Source organism: Anaerobacillus sp. 1_MG-2023, from assembly GCF_030547345.1.
In the GTDB taxonomy this organism is placed as follows: domain Bacteria; phylum Bacillota; class Bacilli; order Bacillales; family Guptibacillaceae; genus Guptibacillus; species Guptibacillus hwajinpoensis_B.
Genome location: NZ_JAUORD010000004.1, coordinates 177367 through 203342, shown reverse-complemented (window position 1 = coordinate 203342; position 25976 = coordinate 177367). Strand labels below are relative to the sequence as shown.

Sequence of the window (25976 nt, the reverse complement as noted above, 5' to 3'; positions counted from 1 at the left end):
CGTAATTTTCTTATGCTTTTTTTGTTTATTGGCGCTTGTTTTTCTTTCTTTTTGCCATCGTGGTAAAATGAAAGGAGCAGGCGTCGCTTTTTATAATTTTAGCGATAATAAAACGTCTATATGAATGAAACGGGAGGATTTCGATTGAAAAACAAATTAGTATTAATTGATGGAAATAGTATTGCTTATCGTGCATTTTTCGCATTGCCATTGCTAAACAATGATAAGGGTGTATATACGAATGCGGTGTTAGGTTTTACAACGATGTTGCTGAAGATTATTGAAAATGAATCACCAACTCATATGCTCGTAGCGTTTGATGCAGGAAAAACTACGTTCCGTCATAAGACATATACAGAATACAAAGGTGGTAGACAAAAGACTCCTTCTGAATTGAGTGAACAGTTTCCTGTCATTCGTGAGGTGCTAGATGCCTTTAATATTAAGAGATATGAAATTAAGAACTATGAAGCAGATGATATTATTGGAACGGTATCAACCATTGCGAGTAAGGAAGATTGGGAAGTTAAAATATACTCTGGTGATAAGGATCTTCTTCAGCTAGTTTCAGATAACGTTCATGTGGCTTTAACTCGTAAAGGGATTACAGATATTGATACATATGACCCTGCATTTCTTAATGAGAAATATGGACTTTCTCCAGATCAAATTATCGATATGAAGGCGCTAATGGGTGATAACTCGGATAATATCCCTGGGGTCCCAGGGGTTGGAGAAAAAACGGCTCTTAAATTATTAAAGCAGTTTGGCACAGTTGATGCGGTTTATGAGTCGCTTGATAAAGTGTCGGGCAAAAAGCTTAAGGAAAAACTTGAAGATAACCGTGATCAGGCCATGATGAGTAAGGAGCTCGTAACAATATTTAAGGAGACGCCTCTTGAGCTTGGAATAAATGATCTGTCATATAGCGGATATGAACATGATGCTGTCGTTTCATTATTTAATGAGCTCGGATTTAAGAACCTTCTTAATCGAATTGGTGGAGAGCAAAATGAAGAACAAGAAATAGATGAATTGTCTTTTGATTTGGTTAAAGAAATTGAAGAGCATCATTTAATCAGTCCATCTGCCATGATCGTGGAGGTAATGGAAGAAAATTATCACAATGCGGAAATACAAGGTATTTCTATTGTGAATGAAAATGGGAATTATTTCATACCAACCGAAGTCGCAATGTCTTCTAAGCTATTAAAGAACTTCCTTGAAGATCGATCTCAGAAGAAGTGGGTGTTTGATGCGAAGCGAGCAGTTGTTGCTTTAGGGTGGAAAGGGATTGCGCTAGAAGGCATTACGTTTGATTTAGTAATTGCTTCTTATTTACTGAATCCCTCTGAATCAACGCATGATATATCTGCTATTTCTCGTCGAGAAGGCTTTTCAATCGTTTCCTCTGATGAATCGGTTTATGGTAAAGGGGCAAAACGCAAACTTCCAGAACAAGACGAGCTTGCAGACCACCTTGTTCGAAAAGCTTTCGCTGTTTTCCAATTAAAAGAGACACTTGAAGAACAGTTAAAAAAGAATGAACAGTATGAGCTATTTCACGATCTTGAAATGCCGTTAACCCTTGTTCTTGGTGAAATGGAAACAAAAGGTGTATCCGTCGATACGAAATTCCTTGAGAAAATGGGTGCAGAGTTAAATGAGAAATTAAGCAAAATCGAAGCAAGGATTTTTGAACTTGCAGGTACAGAGTTTAACATCAATTCGCCTAAGCAACTCGGTGAGGTTCTATTTGATAAGCTGGAGCTTCCGGTGATTAAGAAAACAAAAACTGGATATTCAACTTCAGCTGATGTACTCGAAAAGCTTGAAAGTAAACACGATGTTATTCCAGAAATTCTTCTTTACCGTCAATTAGGGAAGTTGAATTCAACATATGTAGAAGGTTTACTAAAAGTCATCTATTCTGATACTGGGAAAATTCATACAAGGTTTAACCAGGCTCTCACGCAAACAGGTCGACTTAGCTCTACAGATCCTAACTTACAGAACATTCCGATTCGTTTAGAAGAAGGCCGTAAGATTAGAAAAGCTTTCATTCCATCTAATGAAAACTGGGTTATGTTTGCGGCAGACTACTCGCAAATTGAACTAAGAGTCCTTGCACACATCGCACAGGATCAAAACTTAATCGAAGCTTTCCAACAGGATGAGGATATTCATACGAAAACAGCGATGAATGTGTTCAACGTTAACAAGGATGACGTTACGTCGAACATGAGAAGACACGCGAAAGCTGTTAATTTCGGAATTGTTTATGGTATTAGTGATTATGGTCTTTCTCAAAGTATTGACGTTTCGAGAAAGGAAGCTGGCGAATTCATCGATCGGTACTTAGAGAGTTTCCCAGGGGTGAAAAATTACATGGAAGATGTAGTTGTTAAGGCGAAAGAAGAGGGGTATGTATCAACAATGCTCCAGCGAAGAAGATATCTGCCTGAAATTAATTCAAGGAACTTTAATCAAAGAGGATTTGCTGAAAGAACGGCAATGAATACACCGATACAAGGAACGGCTGCTGATATTATTAAGCTTGCGATGGTTCAAATGGATACGCGATTAAAAGAAGAAAATCTAAAAACGCGTATGCTACTTCAAGTACACGATGAATTAATTTTTGAAGCACCAGAAGAAGAAATTGAAACGTTAAAACGGATCGTACCTGAAGTGATGGAATCTGCAATCAAACTGGATGTACCGCTGAAAGTTGATTATGAATATGGCTCCACCTGGTATGATGCGAAGTAGGCATCAAAGGAGAGAGAATAATGCCTGAATTACCAGAAGTAGAAACAGTTAAACGCACGCTCGAAGAATTAATTGTAGGGAAACGGATTACAAATGTATTAGTAAAATGGCCAAAAATCATCAAGAAACCTGATGATGTCGAAGAATTTAAAATGAAGGTGATTGGACAGACATTTAAGGGTGTAAGAAGAAGAGGGAAGTTTCTAAAGCTTATACTCGAGGATGATGTGATCGTTTCGCATCTTCGAATGGAAGGGAAATATAAGTTAACATCTATAGAAGAAGAGTTTGATCATCATACTCACGTATTCTTCACTTTTGATGATGGGACAGAACTTCGATACCATGATGTACGTAAATTTGGCACGATGCACTTGTTTCCGATTGGAATAGAAGAAAATGAGTTGCCGCTTGCTCAGCTAGGTTATGAACCATTTTCTGATCAGTTTACCCCAGAAGTTTTACAACAGGGGTTTAAAAAGACTTCTAGGAAAGTAAAAACGGTGTTATTAGATCAAACAATCGTTGTGGGATTAGGAAATATTTATGTGGATGAGGCATTGTTTAAAGCTGGTATTCATCCTGAGCGAGTGGCTTCAACGTTAAAAGAAAACGAAATTGAAGAGCTTCATGCTGAGATTGTGAATACGTTAAAAGAGGCTGTAAACAAAGGTGGAAGTACAATACGTTCCTATGTAAATAGTCAGGGGAAAGTTGGAACTTATCAGGACAGTCTATTTGTCTATGGTAGAGCAGGTCAAGAGTGTAAGAGGTGCAGTGGAGAACTTTCCAAAATCGTAGTCGGTGGGCGCGGTACGACATTTTGTCCTGCCTGTCAGAGAAATGAGTGATTCGTAGCGTTGGATGGGCTGCTTTCATATACTATTTAAGATTTTAGTATGGAAGGAGCTCGCCTATGTACTGGGTTTCTCTTTGTTTCTTAGCACTTGCAGTAAGTGTAGATGGATTTGGGGTCGGCTTAACTTATGGCTTGCGAAGAATGAGGATTCCTTTTAAGTCAATTCTCATTATTTCAATCTTTTCGGCGGTCTCCATGTTGTTCGCTATGGGGTTTGGGTCACTTTTACAATTATGGATATCAGATATATTAGCCCAGCGTATTGGAGGCGGCATCCTTATTGCGCTTGGTGGCTGGGTGCTGTATCAAATGTTTCGTAACAATAAAGAAGCAGAAAAAACTGTTTCAGAGCGAATCCTTCTTCATTATGAAATTCGGTCGCTTGGAGTGGTCATCAGTATATTAAGAAAGCCGACAACAGCCGATTTTGATGACTCCGGTACGATTACAGGTATTGAAGCTATCATGCTCGGTGCAGCATTGTCGCTTGATGCCTTTGGAGCAGGGATTGGTGCGTCAATGGTTGGGTTTCCACCAATTGAAACTGCTCTTTTAATTGCATGTATGAGTTCGTTATTCCTGCTTTTAGGTCTTAAGTTTGGTAACTTCACTTCAAATATTAAATGGATGGATAAACTTTCTTTTTTACCAGGGTGTTTACTCATCATTCTGGGCTTTATGAGAATGTAGGAAAGGAGAAGATACGATGGATATAGGACTTACGGGTGGAATTGCTAGTGGAAAAAGTACTGTGGCAGAAATGATTCGTCAATATAACATACCAATAATTGATGCAGATGTGATGGCAAGAAAAGTAGTTGAACCTGGTGAGCCAGCTCTAGAAGAGATTTTTCGTTTGTTTGGAGAGGAAATGAAGGATGGTAATGGTGGGCTTGATCGGAAGAAGCTTGGCTCGGTTATCTTTAAGGACGATGACAAGCGTAAGCAATTAAATCGTGTTCTTCATCCTGCTATTCGAAAAGGAATGCTTGACGAAGCTGCAGCTTATAAAGAACAAGGAAACGCTCACGTGGTATTCGATATTCCGCTGTTATTTGAAAGTAAACTGACTCATATGGTAGATCAAACACTCCTTGTCTATGTTAATGCTGACGTTCAATTGAAACGATTAGTGGAGCGGGACGGTAGTACAGAAGAAGAGGCAACTGATCGCATACACTCTCAATTGCCTATCGAACAGAAGAAAAAGCTTGCTGACGAAGTGATTGATAATATGGGAACACGTGAAGAAACAGATAAGCAGCTTAGGAACATTCTAACTAAATGGAAAATCATTTAAAAAACACGCCTTTTCTGGCGTGTTTTTTGCATTTATTTAGACAATTGCTCAGATATATGACAATTTACAAAAATAGTGTAAATTAATCTTTTCAATTGCATATTATATGTTATACTAATTTTGTGATAGGGGAAATAAGTATAACACATATATGGCGGGAGGAACGCTAGATGAAATCAAGAGTAGCGATTAATGGCTTTGGAAGAATTGGGCGTATGGTATTTAGAAAGGCAATTATGGAAGATAGTTTAGAAGTTGTGGCAATTAACGCTAGCTATCCGCCGGAAACGCTCAGCCATTTAATTAAATATGATAGCATTCACGGTACATTTGATGGAGAAGTAGTCCCTGTTGAAAACGGGATAAAAATTAATGGTAAAAAAGTTGTTGTTATAAACAATCGTGATCCGAAAAGTCTTCCTTGGAAGGATATGGGGATCGATATTGTGATTGAAGCCACTGGTAAATTCCGTACAAGAGAAGAAGCAGCTTATCATATTGATGCGGGTGCTACGAAGGTAATCATAACAGCTCCTGGTAAAAATGAAGATCTTACAATTGTTATGGGGATAAATGAAAGCGAATACAAAAATGAGAAACATCACGTTCTTTCAAACGCTTCTTGTACAACCAACTGTCTTGCTCCTGTAGTACAGGTGCTTGATAAATCCTTTGGTGTTGTCTCGGGAATGATGACAACTGTGCATGCGTATACGAATGACCAAAAAAATATCGACAACCCACATAAAGATTTGAGAAGAGCTCGCGCTTGTGGTCAGTCAATCATACCGACTTCGACAGGAGCGGCAAAAGCAATTTCTAAAGTTCTACCACACCTGGAGGGGAAACTTAACGGTATGTCACTTCGTGTACCGACACCAAATGTCTCACTTGTAGATCTTGTAGTAGATCTAGAGAAGGATGTGACAATTGATCAGGTTAATGATGCTTTAAAGGCTGCTTCCGAGGGACCGCTTCGAGGAATTCTTGGCTACTCTGATGAACCTCTCGTTTCCATTGATTACAACGGAAATGATCATTCATCGATTGTCGATGGACTTTCTACAATGGTCGTTGAGAATAAGAAAGTAAAGGTTCTTGCCTGGTACGATAACGAATGGGGTTACTCATGCCGAGTTGTTGACATGGCGAAATATGTGGGAGAAAGAATACCCGAGAGATTGAAAGCAATCGTATAGAAAGAAGGAGAAGAAGCGGTATCTCACCGCTTCTTTTTTAAATGCTTGTGTTATTGATATCTCGATTTTGTTCGAATCAATGGGGGAACACAGCGCGTAAATACTACAAAAATCAACAAGGCTTGTTAATCTAGTCGGTGTGTAAAAAAGCGAAATGCACATCTTAGTTAACGGAGCAGTTAACGATAAACCAAATATATTTGAATGATTGATTCATACTACAGCTAATAGGATAAAATTAGTCATATGAGAGTTTGAGGAGCTTTAATGCTCTATAAAGACGAATTAACAAAAAGGTTCTCTAATTTATTCTTGCAAATCTATTTTAAAAGCCTTATACTATTTTTCGTGAACTTCTTTTATAGCAATTTGGCATTGAAAACTACTTAAAGGGTTAGGACCTCATCGGACTAACTTTCCCCCGTGGTGGATTTTCGATACCGCATGCTAATCAATGCATGAGTAAATTTAAAGGGGGAATTTTGCTATGGATACAATGGGTCGTCACGTCATTGCTGAACTATGGGGCTGTGACATTGAAAAATTAAACAACATGAAATTTATTGAAGAAACGTTTGTTGAAGCTGCTCTGAAGTCTGGTGCTGAGGTTCGTGAAGTTGCATTTCATAAATTCGCTCCACAAGGTGTTAGTGGTGTTGTTATTATTTCTGAATCACACTTAACGATTCACAGTTTTCCTGAACATGGTTATGCAAGTATTGATGTATATACTTGTGGTGATCTTGATCCCAACGTTGCGGCTAACTATATTGCTGATGCTCTAGGTGCAGATTCACGAGAAAACATTGAACTTCCTCGAGGCATGGGTCCTGTGAAACCTAAAGTTAGAGAAGAACAGTCAGCGTTTACTTCATAATAATACAATGATTGAAAAGGGTGCTCAGTGCACTCTTTTTTTATATTCACTAATACGACATCTCGCTTTTCCTCACGGTCCTATTACTTTCAATGTGATTGATTTATCAGTCATTTATTGCTATTCTTAAAAAAAATAGAGGAGGACCTGGGGTGGGAATAAAAGAATTTTTTAGCAACCGTTCTGAAACTGGGGAGAGACATCCGAATGATGCACTTAAAACCCATTATTTTAAAGCGACAAAGGAACAGGCTTTTACAGAAGCAAAAGCCGTCCTTCAACAGCACTATAAAGGTGAAATCGTTACGAATTCTCCGGAGCGTGGAGAATTTGTTTTTCAAGTGAAAGGTCCTAAAAAGGCTCTTATTGTTGTAACAGTTGTCACGGTTCGTGCTTATAGAACTGCAGTCGATTTCTCTGTTTCAACAGAGACGCCTCTTCCGGTTGATTTTGGTTACAGTAAGAAAGTGATTGAAACCATTTATAATGATTTGAGAAAGAAACTTACGTTAATCGGAACAGGGATTTCTGAACAGTTTTAAGGGTAGGTGTGTCTTGACACATTTTATGCTAAAATAGTAGTAGAAATCTTGTTCGTTTAGTGGAGATGATCTTATGCGTTGTCCCAACTGCAATCACAATGGTACAAGGGTGCTTGATTCTCGGCCGGTTCACGAGGGCCGTTCGATTCGTAGGCGCCGTGAGTGTGAATCGTGTACGTATCGATTTACGACATTTGAAACAGTTGAAGAAATACCGCTTATAGTAGTGAAAAAAGAAGGAACTAGGGAAGAGTTTAGCAGGGATAAAATTCTTAGAGGTTTAATTAAAGCCTGTGAAAAAAGGCCTGTTCCACTTGAAACTCTAGAAACAATTGTTAATGAAATCGAACGTGATCTTCGTAATCAGGGAGCTTCCGAGATCAGTAGTGATGCTGTGGGAGAGCTTGTTATGGATCAGCTGGCAAAAGTTGATGAAGTTGCTTATGTTCGATTTGCTTCTGTCTATCGTCAGTTTAAAGATATTAATGTCTTTATCCGCGAATTAAAAGAATTAATTAACAGAGCAGAATAACAAAGGGGGAGCTTCGCGTAAGCTCTTTTTTTGTACGGTTTCAAAAATTATGAGGAATACAAAGGTGAAGCATATGCATTGGAAAGAACTTCTTCCTGTTGATACGCTTCAGATTGAAGCATCCGGAATTTTGCACGAGTATGATCGAAGAGTACTAACATTGTTATATCAACCTTTAATCGGGGCTCCGGCCTACAGTCTTTATATGACTCTCTGGAGTGCTCATGAGCAGCAGAATCATTTTGTTACAACAATGACTCATCATAATTTGCTACTTATGATGAGATGGGATTTGAAGAGAGTACTTGAAGAGAGACGTAAATTAGAAGGAATTGGCCTGTTGAAAACATATGTAAAAGACAGTGGAGATCCTAGACATTTTACTTATGAATTGCAAGCTCCTCTCACACCGGAACGCTTCTTCAATGATGGCGTACTGAATATTTATTTATTCAATCGATTAGGACGTAATCGATACAATGATCTAAAAAAGCATTTCACAGTGGAAAAGGCAGATCTAGCTGAGTATAGTGACGTGACTGCATCATTTAATGAAGTATACGATTCTCTTCACCCGTCTGAAATGACTGGTATGAGCGAAGTAGAAGAGGAAGTAACGATAGAGAAACGTGATGAAAATAAAGGCCTTGTTTTTACTTCTTCACAATTCGACTTCGATATGATGAAGCAGCACATTTCTGATATGATTGTCACTGAGAAAATGTTTACAGAGTCTGTTAAGAAAACGATTGAGCGACTTGCTTTTGTGTATAAAATTGAACCATATGAAATGGGCCGGATTGTAGAACAAGCCGCAATTCACCATGACGAACTTTCTGATGATCTATTGCGAAAGGAAGTAAGCAGTTGGTTCGCGCTTGAAAATCGTGGCAAAGTGCCTGCTCTCCAATATAGAAGTCAGCCTGTTTCTTTACAAGAGTTTCATAAGAAAGAACCCGAGACAGAAGAAGAGAAAGCGGCGCAGAGATATGAACAGATGACGCCATATGATATTCTTCAGCGGGCAGCTGAAGGGGGAAAACCTTCTGAAGCAGATATGAAGCTTGTGGAGCGAATAATGGATGAACAAAAGCTGACTCCTGGTGTTATGAATGTTTTACTTGATTTCATTCTAGAAACTCAGGATAAGAAGCTATCGAAGAATTATGTAGAAAAGTTTGCGAGTCACTGGGCAAGGGCGAGGGTAAAGACAGTAAGAGAAGCGATGAACCTTGCCATTAAAGAGCTTCAACAACCGGCCAAGAAAAAGACAGGCTCTTCCAATCGTGGGAAACCTGCCGCTAGAAAGGACAAAGTCCCGGAATGGATTTCAGATCAAAAAGAACCGGATATGTCTCATGAGGAGCGATCTGAGAAACAGGATCAGCTTAAAAAGATGCTAAGTAAATATAAGAAATAAGCGGGGTGAACAAGAATGGAATCAATCCAGGAATCATTTAACAAGATGCCAGGCAATAAGAAATTCCAGCAACAGTACCAAGAGATGAAGAAGGCTATTATGGCCGATGAAGATATTCGTGCATTTATTGAAGAGCATGACGAGGTCGATGACAAAATAATTGATAGAAGTCTTGCAAGACTATATGAATATACAACACAAGCAAAGCGATGTGAAGGATGCCCTGGTCTCTCGAACTGCATTAATATGATGGAGGGGTACGAGCCTGAGCTATTTATTAATCGTTCGGTGATTGATATTCGCTACAATCGTTGTCCAACAAGAATTGAAGATGATAAGAATAAAAAGCGTAATCAGATGATTCAAAGCTACTATATTCCGAAAGAAATTCTTCAGGCTACCTTCGCGGATTTGGATGATGAAGATCCTGTTAGAATTGAAGCGATTGGGACAGCGATTCAATATGTAGAAGATTTCGTTCCTGGTGAAACCACTAAAGGGCTTTATATTCATGGAGGTTTTGGGGTAGGGAAAACGTTTATTCTCGGGGCTATTGCAAACCAGCTGGCGAAAGAAAAAGGGGTTCGTTCTCAGTTTATTTATACTCCGGATTTCTTCCGTCAAATGAAAAGCGCCATTCAAGATCAATCTATTGATGAAAAGCTTGATTATTTAAAAGAAACACCGCTCTTGATACTTGATGATATTGGAGCGGAAAATATCTCAAGTTGGGTACGAGATGACATTCTTGGAGCTTTATTACAATATCGTATGACTGAGGGCTTACCAACTCTGTATTCATCTAACCTGGACTATGCTTTGCTTGAAGATCATCTAGCTTATTCCCATAAAAGTGGAATTGAAGAAACAAAAGCTAAGCGGATTATGGAGCGAATTAAGCACTTTACCACGCCTGTATTTTTAGAGGGTAAAAATAGACGAGTTTAAAGTCTTCCATTACGGAAGGCTTTTTTTTGTGGTTCTATACATCATTTCGCATACTCTGCCATATAGATTCTAATGAGAAGGTAGTGGACAGGAGGGAATGCGTTGGTTACGATAACATTTACTGATATAGATGACTTCCTATTTGTATTCGATCAATTGAACAAGTTCATTAAAATCGGTGACTCAGTCATTGTAAATGAAGAAGAGTTAAGTCTTTCTGTTGCGATAGGCCCATATGATACAAAACTGTGTTATCAGATTTCTCAATGCATTGCTAACTGTGTGAGTACCTTTTATGAGAAGCGTTGGATGGAACAGCTATTAACTTCAACGTATTATTATCAAGATAAAGATGAAATTGGTGAAATTACATCCATTGCTCGAAGTATTGGAGATGGGGATAAAGAAGACTATCCAGGTGCTCATCGCTATGCTAATCGAAGGGACGTACTCCTTCAGTCAACATTATCGTGTATTGAACAGGGTGGAACCATTTTGTTTGATTCTTTTTTAAGGTTTCGAACGGGTCCTTATCGTGCTTTGCTAAATGAATTGATTGGAGAGGCGATTGACGAATATAAACTTGAACAAGAATATCAAAACTTCGTTGAAGGTTTAAGAATTCTTTTGCGATCCAGGCAATCTCTTCAGAAAAAAGTAGTTCTTGTTTATGATAAAACGTATCAATTGTTTGATATGAATGGGTCACTATTAACTGGTATAGAAGGGAAGTTGGAAGATCTTCCTGTTGGGCTAACCATAGATGAGATAGATTCTGAAATTCTATTTCCCCTTCTGCTGCTTGCTCCAGAAGAAGTTTGTATTTACACGGATGATTCCGATGAGGGGCTCGTTCAAACAATCCGAAATGTTTTTGAAGAAAGGTTAAGTTTTTTTCCGTATCGTATGTCTAAACTATTTTTTTCAGGCAATCCTTAAAATAGGCTTGATTTTCATATGTACACTACTTATAATACCTACATACACGCATATACGTAATTGTTACGATAAGGACATGAGATGTGTTGTTAGCTTTCAGAGAGGGAAGGATTGGTGCGAACTTCCTAGCGAGACGAGCATACTTACCACCTTTGAACTCTGCCCTGGAAATGGGGTGGCGTTTCTGCTACGTTACAGCAGTCTGAGCCGTATAGGTTATTATCTTATGCGGGAAGCAGGGTGGAACCACGAGATCAACACTCGTCCCTTTTGGGATGGGTGTTTTTTATATGCAAAAAAAGGAGTGAAGAAGCATGGCTGAAATGGTAAAAATAACGTTTCCTGACGGTTCTGTAAAGGAATTTAATAAAGGGACAACAACGGAAGAGATTGCAAGCTCAATCAGCCCGGGCCTAAAGAAAAAGGCTCTTGCAGGAAAAGTGAATGGTGTTCTTTTTGATTTGAGACGCGAAATTGAAGAGGATGCTTCTATTGAAATTGTAACCCCTGAAAGTGAAGACGGTCTTGAAGTGCTTCGTCATAGTACAGCGCACCTGATGGCACAGGCAATTAAGCGCCTTTATAGTGATGTGAAACTAGGAGTAGGCCCGGTTATTGATAGTGGTTTTTACTATGATATTGACTGCCCTGTATCCATTACGCCTGAGGACCTGCCTAAGATTGAGAAAGAAATGAAGAAAATCATTAATGAAAATCTTGAAGTGAAGCACATCGTTGTAAGCCGCAGTGAAGCAGAGAAAATGTTTAAAGAGATTGGCGATGAGCTCAAATTAGAGCTATTAGAAGCTATTCCAGCTGACGAACAAGTGACAATTTATGAACAGGGTGAATTCTTTGACCTTTGCCGTGGACCACACGTTCCTTCTACTAGTAAGATTAAAGCCTTTAAATTACTTTCGATTGCAGGCGCTTATTGGCGTGGAGATAGCGAAAACCAGATGCTTCAACGCATTTATGGAACTGCTTTTCCAAAGCAATCTCAAGTTGAAGAATACCTTCATCTTTTAGAAGAAGCCAAAGAACGTGATCACCGCAAACTCGGTAAAGAACTTAAACTATTTACTATTTCCCAAGAAGTTGGACAGGGACTTCCGATTTGGTTGCCAAGAGGGGCGACTATTCGTCGGACGATTGAACGATATATTGTAGACCTTGAGGAACGTCTTGGTTATAACCATGTATATACACCTCATCTTGCAAATGTTGATCTATATAAAACGAGTGGTCACTGGGATCACTATCAGGATGATATGTACCCTCCGATGAAAATGGATGAAACAGAAGAACTGGTTCTTCGTCCAATGAATTGTCCGCATCATATGATGATTTATAAAAACGATCTAAAAAGCTATCGTAGTCTTCCATACCGCGTTGCAGAGCTTGGAACAATGCATCGATATGAAATGTCTGGTGCGCTAGCAGGTCTTCAGCGCGTACGTTCGATGACGTTAAACGACGCTCACATCTTCTGTCGTCCTGATCAAATCAAGCAAGAATTTATCGAAGTTGTCGAGCTTATCCAGGAAGTTTATAAAGACTTTAACATCAGTGACTACTCATTCCGTCTTTCTTATCGCGACCCAGCAGATAAGAAAAAGTATATCGACAATGATGAAATGTGGGAAAAAGCACAAAGAATGCTTAAAGAAGCAATGGATGACCTAAACGTCGAATATGTGGAAGCTGAAGGCGAAGCGGCATTTTATGGTCCGAAATTGGATGTTCAGGTGAAAACAGCTCTAGGTAAAGAGGAGACTCTTTCGACTGTTCAACTTGACTTCCTACTTCCAGAGCGATTTGATCTATCTTATATTGGTGAAGATGGCAACCACCATCGTCCAGTTGTTATTCATCGCGGCGTTGTTTCTACAATGGAACGCTTCGTAGCATTCTTAATTGAAGAATACAAAGGAGCATTTCCAACTTGGCTTTCACCTATCCAGGCGGAGATTATTCCGGTATCAGAAGTTCACTTAGAATATGCGAAGAGCGTTCAGAAAAAACTTCAGCGTGCAGGAATTCGTGTCGAGGTTGACGAACGCAATGAAAAGATTGGTTACAAAATCCGGGAAGCTCAAATGCAGAAAATTCCTTACATGCTCGTAGTAGGTGATAAAGAGGTGGAAGGTGAAGCGGTTAACGTACGCCGCTACAGCCAGCAGGATTCTGAGACTGTTTCATTGAATGATTTCACAGCTAGAATCGAAGAAGAAATTAAACTGAAGAAGTAATGTAAGACCGGCATAATTGCCGGTCTTTTATTAATATAGAAAAGAAATTTACAAAAAACACTTGTCACAAAGGGAAAGATTCGTTATGATAATCAAGTGCACTTCGAACGAATCTTATCACCTTGACATACATTTGGTCAGCATGGTATACTGTCTTAGGTAATTAAATATCGGAAACAAAGCAAGCAGAAGCGCCCGCTTCTCACCTGATTGACGCCGTAACTGGTAGTTTGCAGGTACACTGTTCTTATAATTGTGTAATGTGTGGGTGCCGTATGCGCCGACGCTTTTTTTATGCTTTGAACCGGATATAAACCATTTAATGACATCATGTTAGATGATCATCATCGAACAATAACCATGGAGGTGGCTGATTATTAGTAGAGATATGAACGTCAATGAGGGCATTCGTGCTCGGGAAGTACGTCTAGTTGGTGCAGACGGAAACCAAATTGGTGTGAAATCCAAATCTGAGGCATTAGATATGGCTCGTAATGCAAATCTTGATCTTGTAATGGTTGCTCCAAACGCGAAACCTCCTGTTTGTCGCATTATGGACTACGGAAAGTTCCGCTATGAGCAGCAGAAGAAAGAGAAAGAAGCGCGTAAGAAACAAAAGATCATTACCGTTAAAGAAGTTCGCTTGAGCCCGAACATTGAAGAACACGACTTCAATACGAAGCTTCGTAATGCACGTAAGTTTCTTGAAAAAGGCGACAAAGTGAAAGCATCGATCCGTTTCCGCGGACGTATGATTACACACTCTGATATCGGTAAAAAGGTGCTTGAGCACCTAGCAGAAGATTGCAAAGATATTGCAACTGTTGAGTCCAAACCAAAAATGGAAGGACGCAGCATGTTCCTAATCTTGGCACCTATCGCAGAAAAGTAATTCTTGAAGGAGGAACTCACTCATGCCAAAAATGAAATCTCACCGTGGAGCTTCAAAACGGTTTAAGAAAACTGGATCAGGTAAACTTAAGCGCAGCCGTGCTTACACTAGCCATATGTTCGGTAACAAGTCTCAAAAGCAGAAGCGTAAGCTTCGTAAAGCTTCTCTTGTTTCCGCAGGTGACTTCAAGCGCATTAAGACTTTAATCTACAATAAGAAGTAATCGGTTATTATATTATTTAGACACAGAAATTAGGAGGGGTTTAGTATGCCAAGAGTAAAAGGTGGCTACGTAACACGTCGTAGACGTAAAAGAACGTTAAAACTCGCAAAAGGATATTACGGATCTAAGTCTTTGCTTTTCAAAGTTGCTAATCAGCAAGTTATGAAATCAAACATGTACGCTTACCGTGACCGTCGTCAGAAAAAACGCGACTTCCGTAAGCTTTGGATCACTCGTATCAACGCGGCAGCTCGTTTGAACGGTCTTTCTTACAGCCGTTTGATGTTTGGTCTTAAAACAGCTGGTATCGACATCAACCGTAAAATGCTTGCAGAACTAGCGGTAAATGACGAAAAAGCATTTGCTGAACTAGCTTCAAAAGCAAAAGAAAACTTGAAATAAGTTCTTTAAAACCATCCTCACATGTTGAGGATGGTTTTTTTGTAAGCTATGTTACTTATATCATTGTTTCTCAATTTTGTCTCACAAAGCGTAATTGAGTCAAAATCAACAGCGCTCATTAACATAGCCTTTTTGAAAAAGGTTTTAATAGAGGAGAGAGTAAGTGTTGGATGGTTTAATTGTATTAGGAATATATTTGGCGATCATCAATAGTTGGAGTTTCATAGCTATGGGGGTCGATAAGCGTAGAGCGCAAAATCGAAAGCGAAGAATTCCCGAAAAGACGCTATGGTTTTTATTTTTCTTTGGAGGAAGCTTCGGAGGTTTAACTGGAATGAAGAATTTTAGGCATAAAACCAAACACAAGCAATTTGTGTATGGCATCCCCGCTCTATTAGCTCTTCATCTCGTGCTCCTTGTTATCTATGCATACATCTATATGTAGAAAAAACGCCGAATGGGCGTTTTTTTTATTTAGAGTATTGTTCTTTTTATTCATAAGACGAACTTGTTTTCAATTAGGATTCATTTTGCTTAAGGTACCTTTTGTCTTTCAAAAATAGGCGCCAGAAGTAGATGAATCCTGGGGTTAAAATAAAGAAGGCTACAATGTAGGTGACGATTAATGCTCTAAATGTAGCGGGGTCTGTGAATCCAGTTTCAATCGTTACATTTGGGTATACGATATAAGGTAAATGAGCTGAACCATAAGCATAACTAGCAAGTAAATATTGTGTAACGATACTTACCATCGCAAGCCTCGGAATACCGACACCTGTTTTTCTAGGAATAAAGAGAGCGAGATATCCGATTGCAAAGGTTGTGATAGAACCAATTAACCACGGTACGTAGTCCATTAAATTGTCATAAAGCCATGGAGCTTCCGTTCGAATAGTGAGAACGAGTAAACCCGCCATCGCTAGTGAGATTGGACCGACAAGAATAGCATCCCTTCTGTAAGTTTGATAAGCTTCTTCATCTCCTGATACGTTAGAGTAATCAGAAAGCAGCAGAGAAGATAGAAAGAGCGTGCTTGAGATGGCGAAGGCCATGAAAGCATAAACACTTGGACTTGTAAATAATTCAACCAATAAAAGACGTTCTATCCCGTTTGATGTTTGGATAAATCCGCCATGCGTAATAGGTAACACGCAAATCAAAAGAGCTGGAATAAGAAAACCAGTTATTCCTGATATCAAGGTTAAGAGGCGTTTGTAATTTGAAGAAGCAGAATGAGAAAATACAAGAAACGCACTCCTAAGGGCAAGTAATAGTATAATCAAACTCCCTGGAATGAGAAGGACAGTACCGAGGGTAAATGTTGCTCCAGGGAAAAAGCTGAAAAGAGCTACGACGATGGCAACGATAAATACATTTGTTACTTCCCAAGATGGAGATAAATAACGATTTGCAATATTTGTCGCTTTCGTGTTGTTTTTATTTAAATAGATCATGGACCAAAAACCAGCACCGAAATCGATTGTGGCCATAACCGCATAAATAAAAACAAGACCCCATATTAATGTGATAGCGTAAAATGCTTCTGACATGTGGTTCACCTCTTATTCTTTTTGAACGGTATAGGCAGGTGCCTACTGATCGAGTTCCTCGCTAATCGGGTTACGATTGAAATAGTAGCGAAGGACGAGGACTGTTGAGATCATTAAAATGATATACACAATGAGAAAGAGAACAAAGAGCAGGCCGATATTTCCTGAAGTCGTGACTGCTTCTTCCGTTTTCATAACGTGATAGATAATCCAGGGCTGTCTGCCGGTACAGGCGAATATCCATCCGAATTCAATTGCTGTAATGGCGAGCGGACCTGCAGCAATAAATGCCCACATAAGCCAGCGTGGAAATTCTTTTCGTTTAAGGATTTTGTACCAAGTAAATCCAACAATAGACAATAGCATGAGTAGGGAACCAATCCCGACCATTGAATTGAACAAGGTATGAACAAATAGTGGTGGCCACTCTTCTTCAGGCCATTCTTCAAGACCGAGTACTTCCGTATCAAATGAGTCATCGGATAGAAAACTGAGTGCCCACGGAACTTCAATTGCCCACTTTACCTCACGTTCTTCTTTATCGGTATAGCCGCCAATGGCAAGTGGTGCATAAGTTTGTGTTTCAAACAAACCTTCCGCCGCCGCGAGTTTCTCAGGTTGATATTGATACAGTTGTTGAGCAGATTCATGTCCATTTAAGGCAGTTAAAATTGAAAAAACCCCACCTATAACGAGCCCCATCATTAAAGCTTTATGATGAAATTTATATTCTCTCGTATTACCTCGTTGACGAATCATTTTATATGCCGCAATGGATGCGATAACAAATGCTCCTGTCATTAAAGCGGAAACAGTTACGTGTCCAGCTGTAACTAGAAAGGAAGGATTGAAGAACGCCTCCCATGGATCAACGTTAACGAATTTTCCGTCTACTATCTCAAATCCAGCTGGTGTACCTTCAAAAGCGTGGACATTTGTAATTAAGATAGCTGATGCGCTCGCACCGAATGCAACAAGCGTTACGCTCACAATTCGCATGATTGGAGAAAGGCGATCTGCAGCATAAACATAGATTGACATAAAGAGAGCTTCTAGGAAGAAAGCATAAATTTCAATTTGAAAGGGCAATGCAATCACTCGTCCAACGACTTCCATAAATCCTGGCCATAAGAGAGAAAGCTGTACACCTGCAATGGTTCCTGTAGGAATCGCCACCCCTAGTAAAACAGCGAACCCTTTCGTCCATCGATTGGCCATTATCGCATAATCTCTATCTTTTGTTTTTTGATACATAAGCTCAGCTACAAGAACCATTAAAGGTAAGCCTACACCGAGTGTTGCATAAATAATATGTACGCCCATTGTCATTCCAAATAATGAACGAGCAATAACGAGTTCATCCATAATTTATCCCCTCCAATTACCGAACTGATTAAATCCCTCCTTATTGTCCACGTATTTCCAAATAATATTCTAATCGAGAACCTTCGCTTTTTGACATAACAGCTCGTCTCTTGTCATAAAGGTTAAAGGAAGGGGGGAACATCATGAATGAGCTCGTCCTACCGCTTGTGGAGGTTGTATCAAATAGCGGAATTTACGCCCCATTCTATTTCATTATTTTTCATTTTATTCGTCAGTTTGTATTTGTTCCAGTTAGTGTTGTTTGTGTTGCTGGTGGAGTGATGTTTGGCGCAATATATGGCACGATTTACTCATTGATTGGAATTACTGTTGTAAGTACGGTTTTTTATTTAGTTGTTAAGCGGACGCCGGGTTTGTTTAAGAAAATTATTCGAATGAAAGAACGATGGACACGTAAACATATGCCAATGTCAGTTGGGCAAATCGCCATCCTTCGATTAGTACCTTTCGTTCATTTTCATTTCATTTCCCTTTGTTTAATTGAGGTATCTAAAGACTTTAGAGATTATTTGCGGTCATCCCTCATTTCAAATGTACCTCTCGCTTTGTTGTATTCTTTCTTTGGTACGGCGATTAGTAGGTTCGATCCGGTCGTCATCGTACTCATGTTGTGTGGACTTGTCATCCTTTTCTATTTACTAAGAAGAAGAGAGTGGATTATGAAGTGGGAGGATTTCTTTCAGCCTGTGAGATAAAAAACTTTTATATTTGATCGTAACAAACAACCCCCCTCCAGATCGGAGGGGGGTTGTTTGTTAAGTATTTTCGCGATGGCGTAAAAATTCTTTGACTGGGCTCTTCCATTCAATTTTTGCACTAGGATAGCGGATGTCCATTTCCTTTTCAAGAAAATAGAAATCTTCTTTCTCAAGCAAATATAGTTCTGATGCATTTTTCACCCCTACTGAAAGGGTAATAATATCGAACGATTTTTCAGTAGTGCCAAGATACTTTTCACCTTCGAATAAGGCACCTTTGTAGGTGACGAGAAAATTTTTTCTTACATTGGACGAGTCATCGAAGAAATAGTACTCTTTATGATCGTGAGCTTTTTCCAACTTTCGTTTTGGATCCATAAAAAAGCGGATGACAGAATAAGCAATCAACACCATGGCTACGAGAATGACAAGACGAAAAAGAATAATAATCATTAGTCAGCACCTCATTTTCACTATGCTTCTATTCTCTATACGTATATGATAAAGAAAGGTTTCAAAAAAAGAAAAGATTTAAGAAAGGAAGAGTTCATTGAAATTCGAACAATTATTTACATTACAAAGACAACTTGATACTCGGATTGTAAAGGAACACAATCTGAGGCATGAAGATTTATTCGAGAATAAACTACTTGCTCTTAAAGTCGAGATTGGAGAACTAGCGAATGAAACACGTTGTTTTAAATATTGGAGTAAAAAAGCTCCTTCCCCTAAAGAAACGATTCTAGAGGAGTATGTGGATGGTATTCATTTTATTCTCTCATTAGGGATTGAATTGGGTATTACAACGTATGAAGCATTGTCAAAAGACGATCCCGCTGGCTCTGAAGTACAAGCTTTCCATCGTGTCTACAAAGCGATTGATCAAGTGGCGAGTGAAAAAAATGAGGAAGCATTTAACGATTTAATGGAAAGTTATCTTTTACTTGGACAACTTATCGGGCTACGGTTTGAAGAAATGAATGAAGCATATTTGAAAAAAAATAAAGTGAATCATAATCGACAGGATCAGGGATATTAGATTCAAGAGTCCTCTGAATTGTGAAATATTTCGGAAACCGTTATAATGAACAGAGAATACATATCAAGGAGGCAATACATATGGCTAAGCTAGACGAAACGTTGCAGATGCTGAAAGAACTCACTGATGCGAATGGTGTACCAGGTAACGAACGTGAACCTCGCGAAGTGATGAAGAAGCACATTGAATCTCTTTCAGATGAAATTATGTATGATAATCTTGGCAGCTTAATTGCGGTTAAAAAAGGTAAAGCAGAAGGCCCAAAGATTATGGTTGCAGGTCATCTCGATGAGATTGGCTTTATGGTAACGCGTATTGATGATAAAGGCTTTCTTTATTTCCAAACAGTTGGCGGCTGGTGGGAGCAGGTTATGCTTGCACAGCGTGTTAACGTCATGACTCGTAATGGTAACATTATGGGCGTCATCGGTTCTAAACCACCACATATTCTTCCTCCTGAACAGCGTAAGAAATCGGTCGATAAGAAAGATATGTTCATTGATATTGGTGCTTCAAGCCGAGAAGAGGCTATGGAATGGGGCGTTAAGCCGGGAGATTCTGTTGTTCCAGTTTGTGAATTTACTGTTATGAATAACGAAAAAATGCTTATGGCGAAAGCATGGGATAACCGTATTGGCTGTGCTATTGCGATCGAAGTACTTCGTAAGCTAAAAGGAGAAGAGCATCCTAATACTGTCTATGGCGTTGGGACGGTACAAGAGGAAGTAGGTCTTCGCGGAGCGACTACGGCTACAAATATGATTAAGCCTGATATAGGCTTTGCGGTTGACGTTGGTATCGCTGGTGATACTCCTGGAGTAAGTGAAAAGGACGCTCAATCCAAAATGGGGAAAGGTCCTCAAATTATTATGTATGATGCTTCAATGGTCGGTCACAAAGGTCTTCGTGACTTTGTAACAGATACAGCTGATGAGAACAATATTCCTTATCAGTTTGACTCTATTGCAGGCGGTGGAACAGATTCGGGTAAAATTCATTTAACAGCAAATGGAGTACCTGCACTTTCCATCACAATTGCCACACGCTATATTCATACTCACGCAGCGATTCTTCATCGTGATGATTTTGAGAATGCAGTTAATTTGATTGTTGAAGTGATTAAAAAGCTTGATGCTGATACTGTGAAAGAAATTATCTTTAACTAGAACACAAAATCCGGTGGCTCTTGCCACCGGATTTCGCTTGTTAATTTACACCCTGTGCCATATAAGAGAGCATTTGCTCTCGCTCATTTTCTGGTGCTTCTTTCCAAAGAATTTCGAAAAGAACACCAAGCCCAGGGAGCATTTTCTCTTCTCCGCTTTGCATGGCGTCGAGGATTGTCGCTTCGAGTTGCTCCTCATTGTTGCCATTAATATTAGCGAGAATTGCTTTGCGTAAATTAAGGTCCATACTTTCCACCTCGCCTTTCTCATTCGCTTGTTGGTTCAAGCCTCATTAGTATGAGCGAATTGAAGAAATTTCATGAGTTTTATTGGAATCTTCCCTTTCAACCCTTTATAATGGAAACATTGAAAACTGAAGGAGAGCATAATGATTATAGAATCCGCTAAAAATCAAAAAGTGAAAGATTGGAAAAAACTTCAGACGCGAAAGGGTAGAGAGAAAGCTTTTTCTTATATCATTGAAGGTCCACATATTGTAGAAGAAGCTGCGAAGGCTGAGGCTTTAATCACAGAATTGATTGTGATAGAAGACACTGACTTATCTGCTTATCCGTTTAAAGAGCTACCTGTGGTCTATACTGTTACGGAGAAAGTGATGCAAGAACTAACGGATACAGAAACACCACAGGGGATTATGGCTGTTTGTAAAATGGTTGAGCCTGAACTACCTCGTCATGGCAAACTATTATTACTGGACGCCATTCAGGATCCCGGTAATTTGGGAACGATTATTCGAACTGCAGATAGCGCTGGATACGACGGCCTTCTACTTGGACATGGAACCGTTGATGCTTATAACAGTAAGGTGCTTCGATCCACCCAGGGATCTATATTTCATCTTCCTGTAATAAAAGGGGATTTGGTGAAAGAAGTTCAGAAATTAAAAGAAGCTGGCATGCTGATATACGCAACAGAAGTGAGTGGAGGAACGCCATATCACGAGCTTGATTCATCTTCTCAGTTTGCTGTCATTCTTGGAAACGAAGCAAACGGTGTATCAGACGAGCTTCAATGTTTAGCAGACGTGAACGTATATATTCCGATATATGGTAAAGCAGAGTCGTTAAATGTCGCCGTTGCAGCAGGAATTCTGATGTATGGATTGTTACCTTCATAATAAGGCTTGCGGATATAGCGATTTTTTTCTATAATTAAAAGCAACTTATATATGTTAAAAACAATGATGGAGAGTAGTAAGCTGCCGCTGCCTTTGCAGGGAGGAAATGCCGAGACTGAAAGCATTTCTATTGGGACGCTGCCGAATTCGCTCTGGAGTTGCCGCTTTGTTCGTTCGAAAGCGGATCGGTTTACAAGCCGTTATTCTTTGCTTAAGGCTGATAGGTGTACTCTATCGGTGAATTAGGGTGGTACCGCGAAATCAAATCTTCGCCCCTTTCTGGGGAGCGAGGATTTTTTTATTGCAAAAAGAAGCAAACACGAAAATGAAGTGGAGGTTGAAAAGATGCAAGAGCGTTTACAAACGTTAAAAGAAGAAGCACTATCAGAAATCCAGCAAGCTTCTTCAATGAAAGAAGTGCAGGATATCAAAGTGAAATACCTTGGAAAAAAAGGGCCAATTACAGAAATTTCTAAAGGTATGGGAAAATTATCGAAAGAAGAACGTCCGAAAATGGGGCAGCTCGTTAATGAAATTCGCTCAGCGATTTCGGATCAATTAGAGGAGAAAGTGACTCGTTTAGAAAAAGCAGCCGTAGAAGAACGATTGAAGAAAGAAACGATCGATATTTCTCTGCCGGGTCGTCCAATTAAGAGAGGAAATCATCACCCACTTACGAGGGTAATCGAAGAAATTGAAGACCTATTTCTTGGTATGGGATTCTCGATTGCGGAAGGACCAGAAGTTGAAACCGATTATTATAATTTCGAAGCGTTAAACCTTCCAAAGGATCATCCGGCTAGAGATATGCAGGATTCATTCTATATAACTGAAGAAACGCTATTAAGAACGCATACCTCTCCAATGCAAGCTAGAACGATGGAGAAGTTAAATGGAGAAGGTCCTGTTAAAATCATCGTGCCCGGTAAAGTTTATCGTCGTGATACAGATGATGCAACACACTCCCATCAGTTTATGCAAATTGAAGGACTAATGGTTGGTGAGAATGTTCGCATGAGTGATCTAAAAGGTGTGCTCCAATCATTTGCGAAGAAAATGTTTGGAGAAGAACGTGAAATCCGTCTTCGCCCTAGCTTCTTCCCATTTACTGAGCCTTCTGTAGAGATGGATATTTCTTGCTTTAATTGCGGCGGGAATGGCTGCTCTGTATGTAAAGGAACAGGATGGATAGAAATTCTTGGAGGAGGTATGGTACATCCGAATGTACTTCGCATGTCCGGCTTCGATCCTGAGAAAGTCACTGGGTTTGCTTTTGGTATGGGACCAGAACGGATCGCTATGCTGAAATATGGTATTGATGACATACGTCATTTCTACACGAATGACAGCAGATTTATTAAACAGTTTAATTCACTATAATATGATTGAAAGTTAGGAGGAGAAAACATGCTCGTATCAATGAATTGGCTACAGCAGTATGTAGATTTAGATAGTTACTCAGCTGATGAACTGGCAGACCTGATTACTAAGGGTGGTATTGAGGTAGAAACAGTCGAAAAGCTTAATAAAGGAATTACCGGTGTGGTTATTGGTCACGTTCTTGAATGTCAGCAACACCCTGATGCTGATAAGTTAAATATTTGTAAGGTGAATGTTGGTGAAGAAGAGCCGGTCCAAATTATTTGTGGAGCACCAAATATTGCTCAAGGCCAGTACGTAGCTGTAGCAAAAGTTGGGGCTGTACTTCCAGGCAATTTTAAGATTAAGAAAGCAAAACTTCGCGGTGAAGCTTCTCATGGTATGATCTGCTCGCTTCAGGAGCTTGGAATTGAAAGTAAACTTGTATCGAAAGAGTATGCAGACGGAATCTTTGTATTTAGTGAAGACGTGACACCTGGAGAAGATGCGCTTGAATACTTGAATCTAAATGATGAAGTTCTTGAGCTAGGTCTTACTCCAAACAGAGCTGATGCGATGAACATGATCGGCGTCGCTTATGAAGTCGGGGCAGTATTGAATCGCTCAATTGAACTTCCATCTCCAGAGCTTGTTCGTTCGGATGAAGACGTTGAAGAGTATGTGTCAGTTCGTGTAGAGAATGAAGAAGATAATCCTTATTATGGAGCTTCCATTATTAAAGACTTAACGATCAAATCATCACCGCAGTGGCTTGTAAATCGCCTCGTTTCTGCTGGTATTCGTCCAATTAACAACGTAGTCGATATTACGAACTATGTTCTTTTGGAATACGGACAGCCACTTCATGCTTTTGATTATAATCGGTTTGGGTCGAAGGAAGTCGTGATACGTCGCGCAACTGAAGGAGAAAAAATTGTCACTCTTGATGATGCTGAACGCACGCTTTCGAGTGAGCATCTTGTAATCACGAATGGTTCAAAACCCGTTGCCGTGGCTGGTGTTATGGGTGGCGCTGATTCTGAAGTACAAGAAGACACAACAACGATTTTGCTTGAAGCAGCTTACTTTAACAGCAAGCTTGTTCGGAAAGCATCAAAAGATCTAGGCTTACGTAGTGATTCAAGTGCGCGTTTTGAAAAAGGAATTGATCGAAACCGCGTTGTTGGTGCAAGCGAACGTGCTGCTCAGCTCATTCAAGAAATTGCCGGTGGAACAGTGTTAAAAGGTATTGCTGAACAGGGAGCTCGAACCATCGAAGCTCTTGACGTTAGTGTTGAAGTGAATCGAATTAATCAAGTTCTTGGAACAGAAATTTCTGAAACAGAAGTTGCTGCTATTTTTGAGCGTCTGCAATTCTCTTATCAAAACTTTGGTGGCACATTTACAGTTCAGGTACCGCCACGCCGCCCGGATATAACGATTTCTGAAGACTTAATTGAAGAAGTAGGACGTCTCTACGGATATGATAATGTTCCTGCAACGCTGCCTGTTACAGAAAGTACACCAGGACAGCTGTCAGAATATCAAGTGAAGCGTCGCCATGTTCGCCGTACGCTTGAAGGCGCAGGTCTTTTCCAAACAGTAACGTATTCTCTTACGTCGCCTTCTAAACGTCTTTTCTTCTCTGATGAATCAGCCGAAGCTGTTCGTCTTGCGATGCCAATGAGTGAAGAAAGAAGTGAACTTAGAACGAGCCTGATTCCGCATCTTCTAGAGGTAGCGCAGTATAACCGCAACCGTCAGCTAGAAAATATTGCTTTCTATGAAACGGCTTCTGTGTTCTTACCAGGTGATGAACTTCCAGTGGAACAGGAACACCTTGCTGGCGTAGTGTCAGGATTATGGCAAGAGCACCTATGGCAAAAAGAAAAGAAAGTCGCTGATTTCTTTGTCGTAAAAGGAATCCTCGAAGAAATAGCGGTTGAATTTGGTTTAGAGGATCGTCTTTCGTTCGCTCGTGCAGAAGAGCCAAAGCTTCATCCAGGTCGTACAGCATCGGTTTATCTTGATGATGAGCTCATCGGATATATCGGTCAACTTCATCCAGAAGTTGAGAAAGATCTTGATTTGAGTGAAACATACGTTTTTGAAATCAATCTAGAGAAGTTACTGAATGCAGATGTTGCTCACCTTCAATACAAAAAGCTTCCACGCTTCCCGTCTGTTACTAGAGATGTTGCTCTTGTTGTCAGTGAGTCGCTTGAAGCTGGAGAAGTAAAGAAAGTCATCAAAGAAGCTGGTGGATCTAAGCTTGTGGACATTCAACTATTTGATGTTTACCAGGGTGAACATCTTGATGAAGGTCAAAAATCACTAGCCTTTTCTCTTAGATATTACAATCCAGAACAAACTTTAACAGAAGAAGAAGTGAAGAAGGCACATGACCGGGTTCTTACAGCAGTAGAAGAACAATTTGGAGCTGCCCTTCGTCGATAGCTATAGAAAATCCTCCCTACGTGTAT

26 protein-coding genes and 3 other annotated features are annotated in these 25976 nt (G+C 39.8%); of the genes, 22 read left to right on the top strand and 4 right to left on the bottom strand.

Annotation, left to right across the window (positions count from 1 at the left end):
• Window positions 1-144 precede the first annotated feature (144 nt).
• The 16 genes from polA to Q4550_RS09460 all read left to right on the top strand — a co-directional run bounded on the left by polA (window position 145) and on the right by Q4550_RS09460 (window position 15602).
• Window positions 145-2772: a DNA polymerase I gene (polA, locus tag Q4550_RS09535; protein ID WP_303532135.1), complete on the top strand. Its 2628-nt coding sequence runs from the start codon at window positions 145-147 to the stop codon at window positions 2770-2772.
• Window positions 2773-2792: 20 nt separating this feature from the next.
• Window positions 2793-3623 (top strand): DNA-formamidopyrimidine glycosylase, encoded by an 831-nt coding sequence (gene mutM, locus Q4550_RS09530; RefSeq protein ID WP_303532133.1) that lies wholly within the window; start codon window positions 2793-2795, stop codon window positions 3621-3623.
• A gap of 65 nt (window positions 3624-3688) precedes the next feature.
• Window positions 3689-4321, top strand: coding sequence for a sporulation membrane protein YtaF (ytaF, locus tag Q4550_RS09525; protein WP_303532132.1), 633 nt, complete (start codon window positions 3689-3691; stop codon window positions 4319-4321).
• 16 nt (window positions 4322-4337) lie between these two features.
• Entirely contained in the window at window positions 4338-4931 is a 594-nt protein-coding gene (coaE, locus tag Q4550_RS09520; protein WP_303532130.1) for a dephospho-CoA kinase, read from the top strand.
• A gap of 170 nt (window positions 4932-5101) precedes the next feature.
• Window positions 5102-6130, top strand: a complete 1029-nt coding sequence (locus tag Q4550_RS09515) for a glyceraldehyde-3-phosphate dehydrogenase (RefSeq protein WP_303532128.1) — start codon at window positions 5102-5104, stop codon at window positions 6128-6130.
• Window positions 6131-6617: 487 nt separating this feature from the next.
• Window positions 6618-7007 (top strand): adenosylmethionine decarboxylase, encoded by a 390-nt coding sequence (gene speD, locus Q4550_RS09510; RefSeq protein WP_194219317.1) that lies wholly within the window; start codon window positions 6618-6620, stop codon window positions 7005-7007.
• A 152-nt stretch (window positions 7008-7159) separates the two neighbouring features.
• Window positions 7160-7549 carry a cytosolic protein gene (locus Q4550_RS09505; protein ID WP_303532125.1) on the top strand — a complete coding sequence of 130 codons (390 nt, stop codon included), beginning with the start codon at window positions 7160-7162 and terminating at the stop codon, window positions 7547-7549.
• A gap of 73 nt (window positions 7550-7622) precedes the next feature.
• Window positions 7623-8081 carry a transcriptional regulator NrdR gene (gene nrdR / locus Q4550_RS09500; protein ID WP_194219319.1) on the top strand — a complete coding sequence of 153 codons (459 nt, stop codon included), beginning with the start codon at window positions 7623-7625 and terminating at the stop codon, window positions 8079-8081.
• A 73-nt stretch (window positions 8082-8154) separates the two neighbouring features.
• Window positions 8155-9501: a replication initiation and membrane attachment family protein gene (locus tag Q4550_RS09495; protein ID WP_303532338.1), complete on the top strand. Its 1347-nt coding sequence runs from the start codon at window positions 8155-8157 to the stop codon at window positions 9499-9501.
• Window positions 9502-9516: 15 nt separating this feature from the next.
• A complete protein-coding gene (dnaI, locus tag Q4550_RS09490) occupies window positions 9517-10449 on the top strand; it encodes a primosomal protein DnaI (protein ID WP_283153895.1) in 933 nt (310 codons plus the stop codon).
• 102 nt (window positions 10450-10551) lie between these two features.
• Window positions 10552-11388 (top strand): putative sporulation protein YtxC, encoded by an 837-nt coding sequence (locus tag Q4550_RS09485; protein ID WP_283153896.1) that lies wholly within the window; start codon window positions 10552-10554, stop codon window positions 11386-11388.
• Window positions 11389-11444: 56 nt separating this feature from the next.
• Window positions 11445-11660, top strand: a binding site (T-box leader).
• A gap of 42 nt (window positions 11661-11702) precedes the next feature.
• On the top strand, window positions 11703-13640 hold the full coding sequence (gene thrS, locus Q4550_RS09480) for a threonine--tRNA ligase (RefSeq protein WP_303532120.1): 1938 nt from the start codon (window positions 11703-11705) through the stop codon (window positions 13638-13640).
• Window positions 13641-13817: 177 nt separating this feature from the next.
• Window positions 13818-13939: a sequence feature (ribosomal protein L20 leader region), on the top strand.
• A gap of 89 nt (window positions 13940-14028) precedes the next feature.
• Complete coding sequence (gene infC / locus Q4550_RS09475) at window positions 14029-14532, top strand: translation initiation factor IF-3 (RefSeq protein WP_283153898.1); 504 nt, start codon at window positions 14029-14031, stop codon at window positions 14530-14532.
• A gap of 22 nt (window positions 14533-14554) precedes the next feature.
• Window positions 14555-14755: a 50S ribosomal protein L35 gene (gene rpmI / locus Q4550_RS09470; RefSeq protein WP_048312400.1), complete on the top strand. Its 201-nt coding sequence runs from the start codon at window positions 14555-14557 to the stop codon at window positions 14753-14755.
• A gap of 45 nt (window positions 14756-14800) precedes the next feature.
• On the top strand, window positions 14801-15157 hold the full coding sequence (rplT, locus tag Q4550_RS09465) for a 50S ribosomal protein L20 (RefSeq protein WP_098444486.1): 357 nt from the start codon (window positions 14801-14803) through the stop codon (window positions 15155-15157).
• 163 nt (window positions 15158-15320) lie between these two features.
• Window positions 15321-15602, top strand: coding sequence for a DUF1294 domain-containing protein (locus Q4550_RS09460; RefSeq protein WP_283153899.1), 282 nt, complete (start codon window positions 15321-15323; stop codon window positions 15600-15602).
• Window positions 15603-15675: 73 nt separating this feature from the next.
• Here the strand turns inward: Q4550_RS09460 and Q4550_RS09455 are convergent, their stop codons facing one another.
• Together Q4550_RS09455 and Q4550_RS09450 are read right to left on the bottom strand one after the other, a co-directional pair.
• Window positions 15676-16716, bottom strand: a complete 1041-nt coding sequence (locus tag Q4550_RS09455; RefSeq protein WP_371018370.1) for a cytochrome d ubiquinol oxidase subunit II — start codon at window positions 16714-16716, stop codon at window positions 15676-15678.
• A 33-nt stretch (window positions 16717-16749) separates the two neighbouring features.
• Window positions 16750-18072, bottom strand: coding sequence for a cytochrome ubiquinol oxidase subunit I (locus Q4550_RS09450; protein ID WP_283153901.1), 1323 nt, complete (start codon window positions 18070-18072; stop codon window positions 16750-16752).
• A 143-nt stretch (window positions 18073-18215) separates the two neighbouring features.
• Between Q4550_RS09450 and Q4550_RS09445 the strand changes: the two genes are divergently transcribed.
• Entirely contained in the window at window positions 18216-18788 is a 573-nt protein-coding gene (locus Q4550_RS09445) for a TVP38/TMEM64 family protein (RefSeq protein ID WP_194219327.1), read from the top strand.
• A gap of 60 nt (window positions 18789-18848) precedes the next feature.
• On the opposite strand, the gene Q4550_RS09440 is transcribed toward Q4550_RS09445, so the two are convergent.
• A complete protein-coding gene (locus Q4550_RS09440; RefSeq protein WP_283153902.1) occupies window positions 18849-19244 on the bottom strand; it encodes a sigma-w pathway protein ysdB in 396 nt (131 codons plus the stop codon).
• A gap of 97 nt (window positions 19245-19341) precedes the next feature.
• Between Q4550_RS09440 and Q4550_RS09435 the strand changes: the two genes are divergently transcribed.
• Window positions 19342-19830, top strand: coding sequence for a dUTP diphosphatase (locus Q4550_RS09435; RefSeq protein ID WP_303532108.1), 489 nt, complete (start codon window positions 19342-19344; stop codon window positions 19828-19830).
• An 80-nt stretch (window positions 19831-19910) separates the two neighbouring features.
• Window positions 19911-20996 (top strand): M42 family metallopeptidase, encoded by a 1086-nt coding sequence (locus Q4550_RS09430; protein ID WP_303532105.1) that lies wholly within the window; start codon window positions 19911-19913, stop codon window positions 20994-20996.
• 40 nt (window positions 20997-21036) lie between these two features.
• Here Q4550_RS09430 and sspI read toward each other — a convergent pair whose 3' ends face one another.
• On the bottom strand, window positions 21037-21243 hold the full coding sequence (gene sspI / locus Q4550_RS09425; RefSeq protein WP_194219331.1) for a small acid-soluble spore protein SspI: 207 nt from the start codon (window positions 21241-21243) through the stop codon (window positions 21037-21039).
• A gap of 141 nt (window positions 21244-21384) precedes the next feature.
• Between sspI and Q4550_RS09420 the strand changes: the two genes are divergently transcribed.
• From Q4550_RS09420 to pheT, 3 genes are all read left to right on the top strand, one after another.
• On the top strand, window positions 21385-22134 hold the full coding sequence (locus Q4550_RS09420; protein WP_283153905.1) for a TrmH family RNA methyltransferase: 750 nt from the start codon (window positions 21385-21387) through the stop codon (window positions 22132-22134).
• Between the two features lie 54 nt (window positions 22135-22188).
• Window positions 22189-22414, top strand: a binding site (T-box leader).
• A gap of 65 nt (window positions 22415-22479) precedes the next feature.
• Window positions 22480-23514 carry a phenylalanine--tRNA ligase subunit alpha gene (gene pheS / locus Q4550_RS09415; protein ID WP_194219332.1) on the top strand — a complete coding sequence of 345 codons (1035 nt, stop codon included), beginning with the start codon at window positions 22480-22482 and terminating at the stop codon, window positions 23512-23514.
• A gap of 27 nt (window positions 23515-23541) precedes the next feature.
• On the top strand, window positions 23542-25950 hold the full coding sequence (pheT, locus tag Q4550_RS09410) for a phenylalanine--tRNA ligase subunit beta (RefSeq protein ID WP_303532102.1): 2409 nt from the start codon (window positions 23542-23544) through the stop codon (window positions 25948-25950).
• Window positions 25951-25976 lie beyond the last annotated feature (26 nt).

Excerpts from the sequence above, each read along its gene's own strand:
- mutM (WP_303532133.1), top strand. The coding sequence starts at position 2,793 with ATGCCTGAATTACCAGAAGTAGAAACAGTTAAACGCACGCTCGAAGAA.
- ytaF (WP_303532132.1), top strand. The coding sequence starts at position 3,689 with ATGTACTGGGTTTCTCTTTGTTTCTTAGCACTTGCAGTAAGTGTAGAT.
- coaE (WP_303532130.1), top strand. The coding sequence starts at position 4,338 with ATGGATATAGGACTTACGGGTGGAATTGCTAGTGGAAAAAGTACTGTG.
- Q4550_RS09515 (WP_303532128.1), top strand. The coding sequence starts at position 5,102 with ATGAAATCAAGAGTAGCGATTAATGGCTTTGGAAGAATTGGGCGTATG.
- speD (WP_194219317.1), top strand. The coding sequence starts at position 6,618 with ATGGATACAATGGGTCGTCACGTCATTGCTGAACTATGGGGCTGTGAC.
- nrdR (WP_194219319.1), top strand. The coding sequence starts at position 7,623 with ATGCGTTGTCCCAACTGCAATCACAATGGTACAAGGGTGCTTGATTCT.
- Q4550_RS09495 (WP_303532338.1), top strand. The coding sequence starts at position 8,155 with ATGCATTGGAAAGAACTTCTTCCTGTTGATACGCTTCAGATTGAAGCA.
- dnaI (WP_283153895.1), top strand. The coding sequence starts at position 9,517 with ATGGAATCAATCCAGGAATCATTTAACAAGATGCCAGGCAATAAGAAA.
- thrS (WP_303532120.1), top strand. The coding sequence starts at position 11,703 with ATGGCTGAAATGGTAAAAATAACGTTTCCTGACGGTTCTGTAAAGGAA.
- infC (WP_283153898.1), top strand. The coding sequence starts at position 14,029 with ATGAACGTCAATGAGGGCATTCGTGCTCGGGAAGTACGTCTAGTTGGT.
- rpmI (WP_048312400.1), top strand. The coding sequence starts at position 14,555 with ATGCCAAAAATGAAATCTCACCGTGGAGCTTCAAAACGGTTTAAGAAA.
- rplT (WP_098444486.1), top strand. The coding sequence starts at position 14,801 with ATGCCAAGAGTAAAAGGTGGCTACGTAACACGTCGTAGACGTAAAAGA.
- Q4550_RS09450 (WP_283153901.1), bottom strand. The coding sequence starts at position 18,072 with ATGGATGAACTCGTTATTGCTCGTTCATTATTTGGAATGACAATGGGC.
- Q4550_RS09445 (WP_194219327.1), top strand. The coding sequence starts at position 18,216 with ATGAATGAGCTCGTCCTACCGCTTGTGGAGGTTGTATCAAATAGCGGA.
- Q4550_RS09440 (WP_283153902.1), bottom strand. The coding sequence starts at position 19,244 with ATGATTATTATTCTTTTTCGTCTTGTCATTCTCGTAGCCATGGTGTTG.
- Q4550_RS09430 (WP_303532105.1), top strand. The coding sequence starts at position 19,911 with ATGGCTAAGCTAGACGAAACGTTGCAGATGCTGAAAGAACTCACTGAT.
- sspI (WP_194219331.1), bottom strand. The coding sequence starts at position 21,243 with ATGGACCTTAATTTACGCAAAGCAATTCTCGCTAATATTAATGGCAAC.
- Q4550_RS09420 (WP_283153905.1), top strand. The coding sequence starts at position 21,385 with ATGATTATAGAATCCGCTAAAAATCAAAAAGTGAAAGATTGGAAAAAA.
- pheS (WP_194219332.1), top strand. The coding sequence starts at position 22,480 with ATGCAAGAGCGTTTACAAACGTTAAAAGAAGAAGCACTATCAGAAATC.
- pheT (WP_303532102.1), top strand. The coding sequence starts at position 23,542 with ATGCTCGTATCAATGAATTGGCTACAGCAGTATGTAGATTTAGATAGT.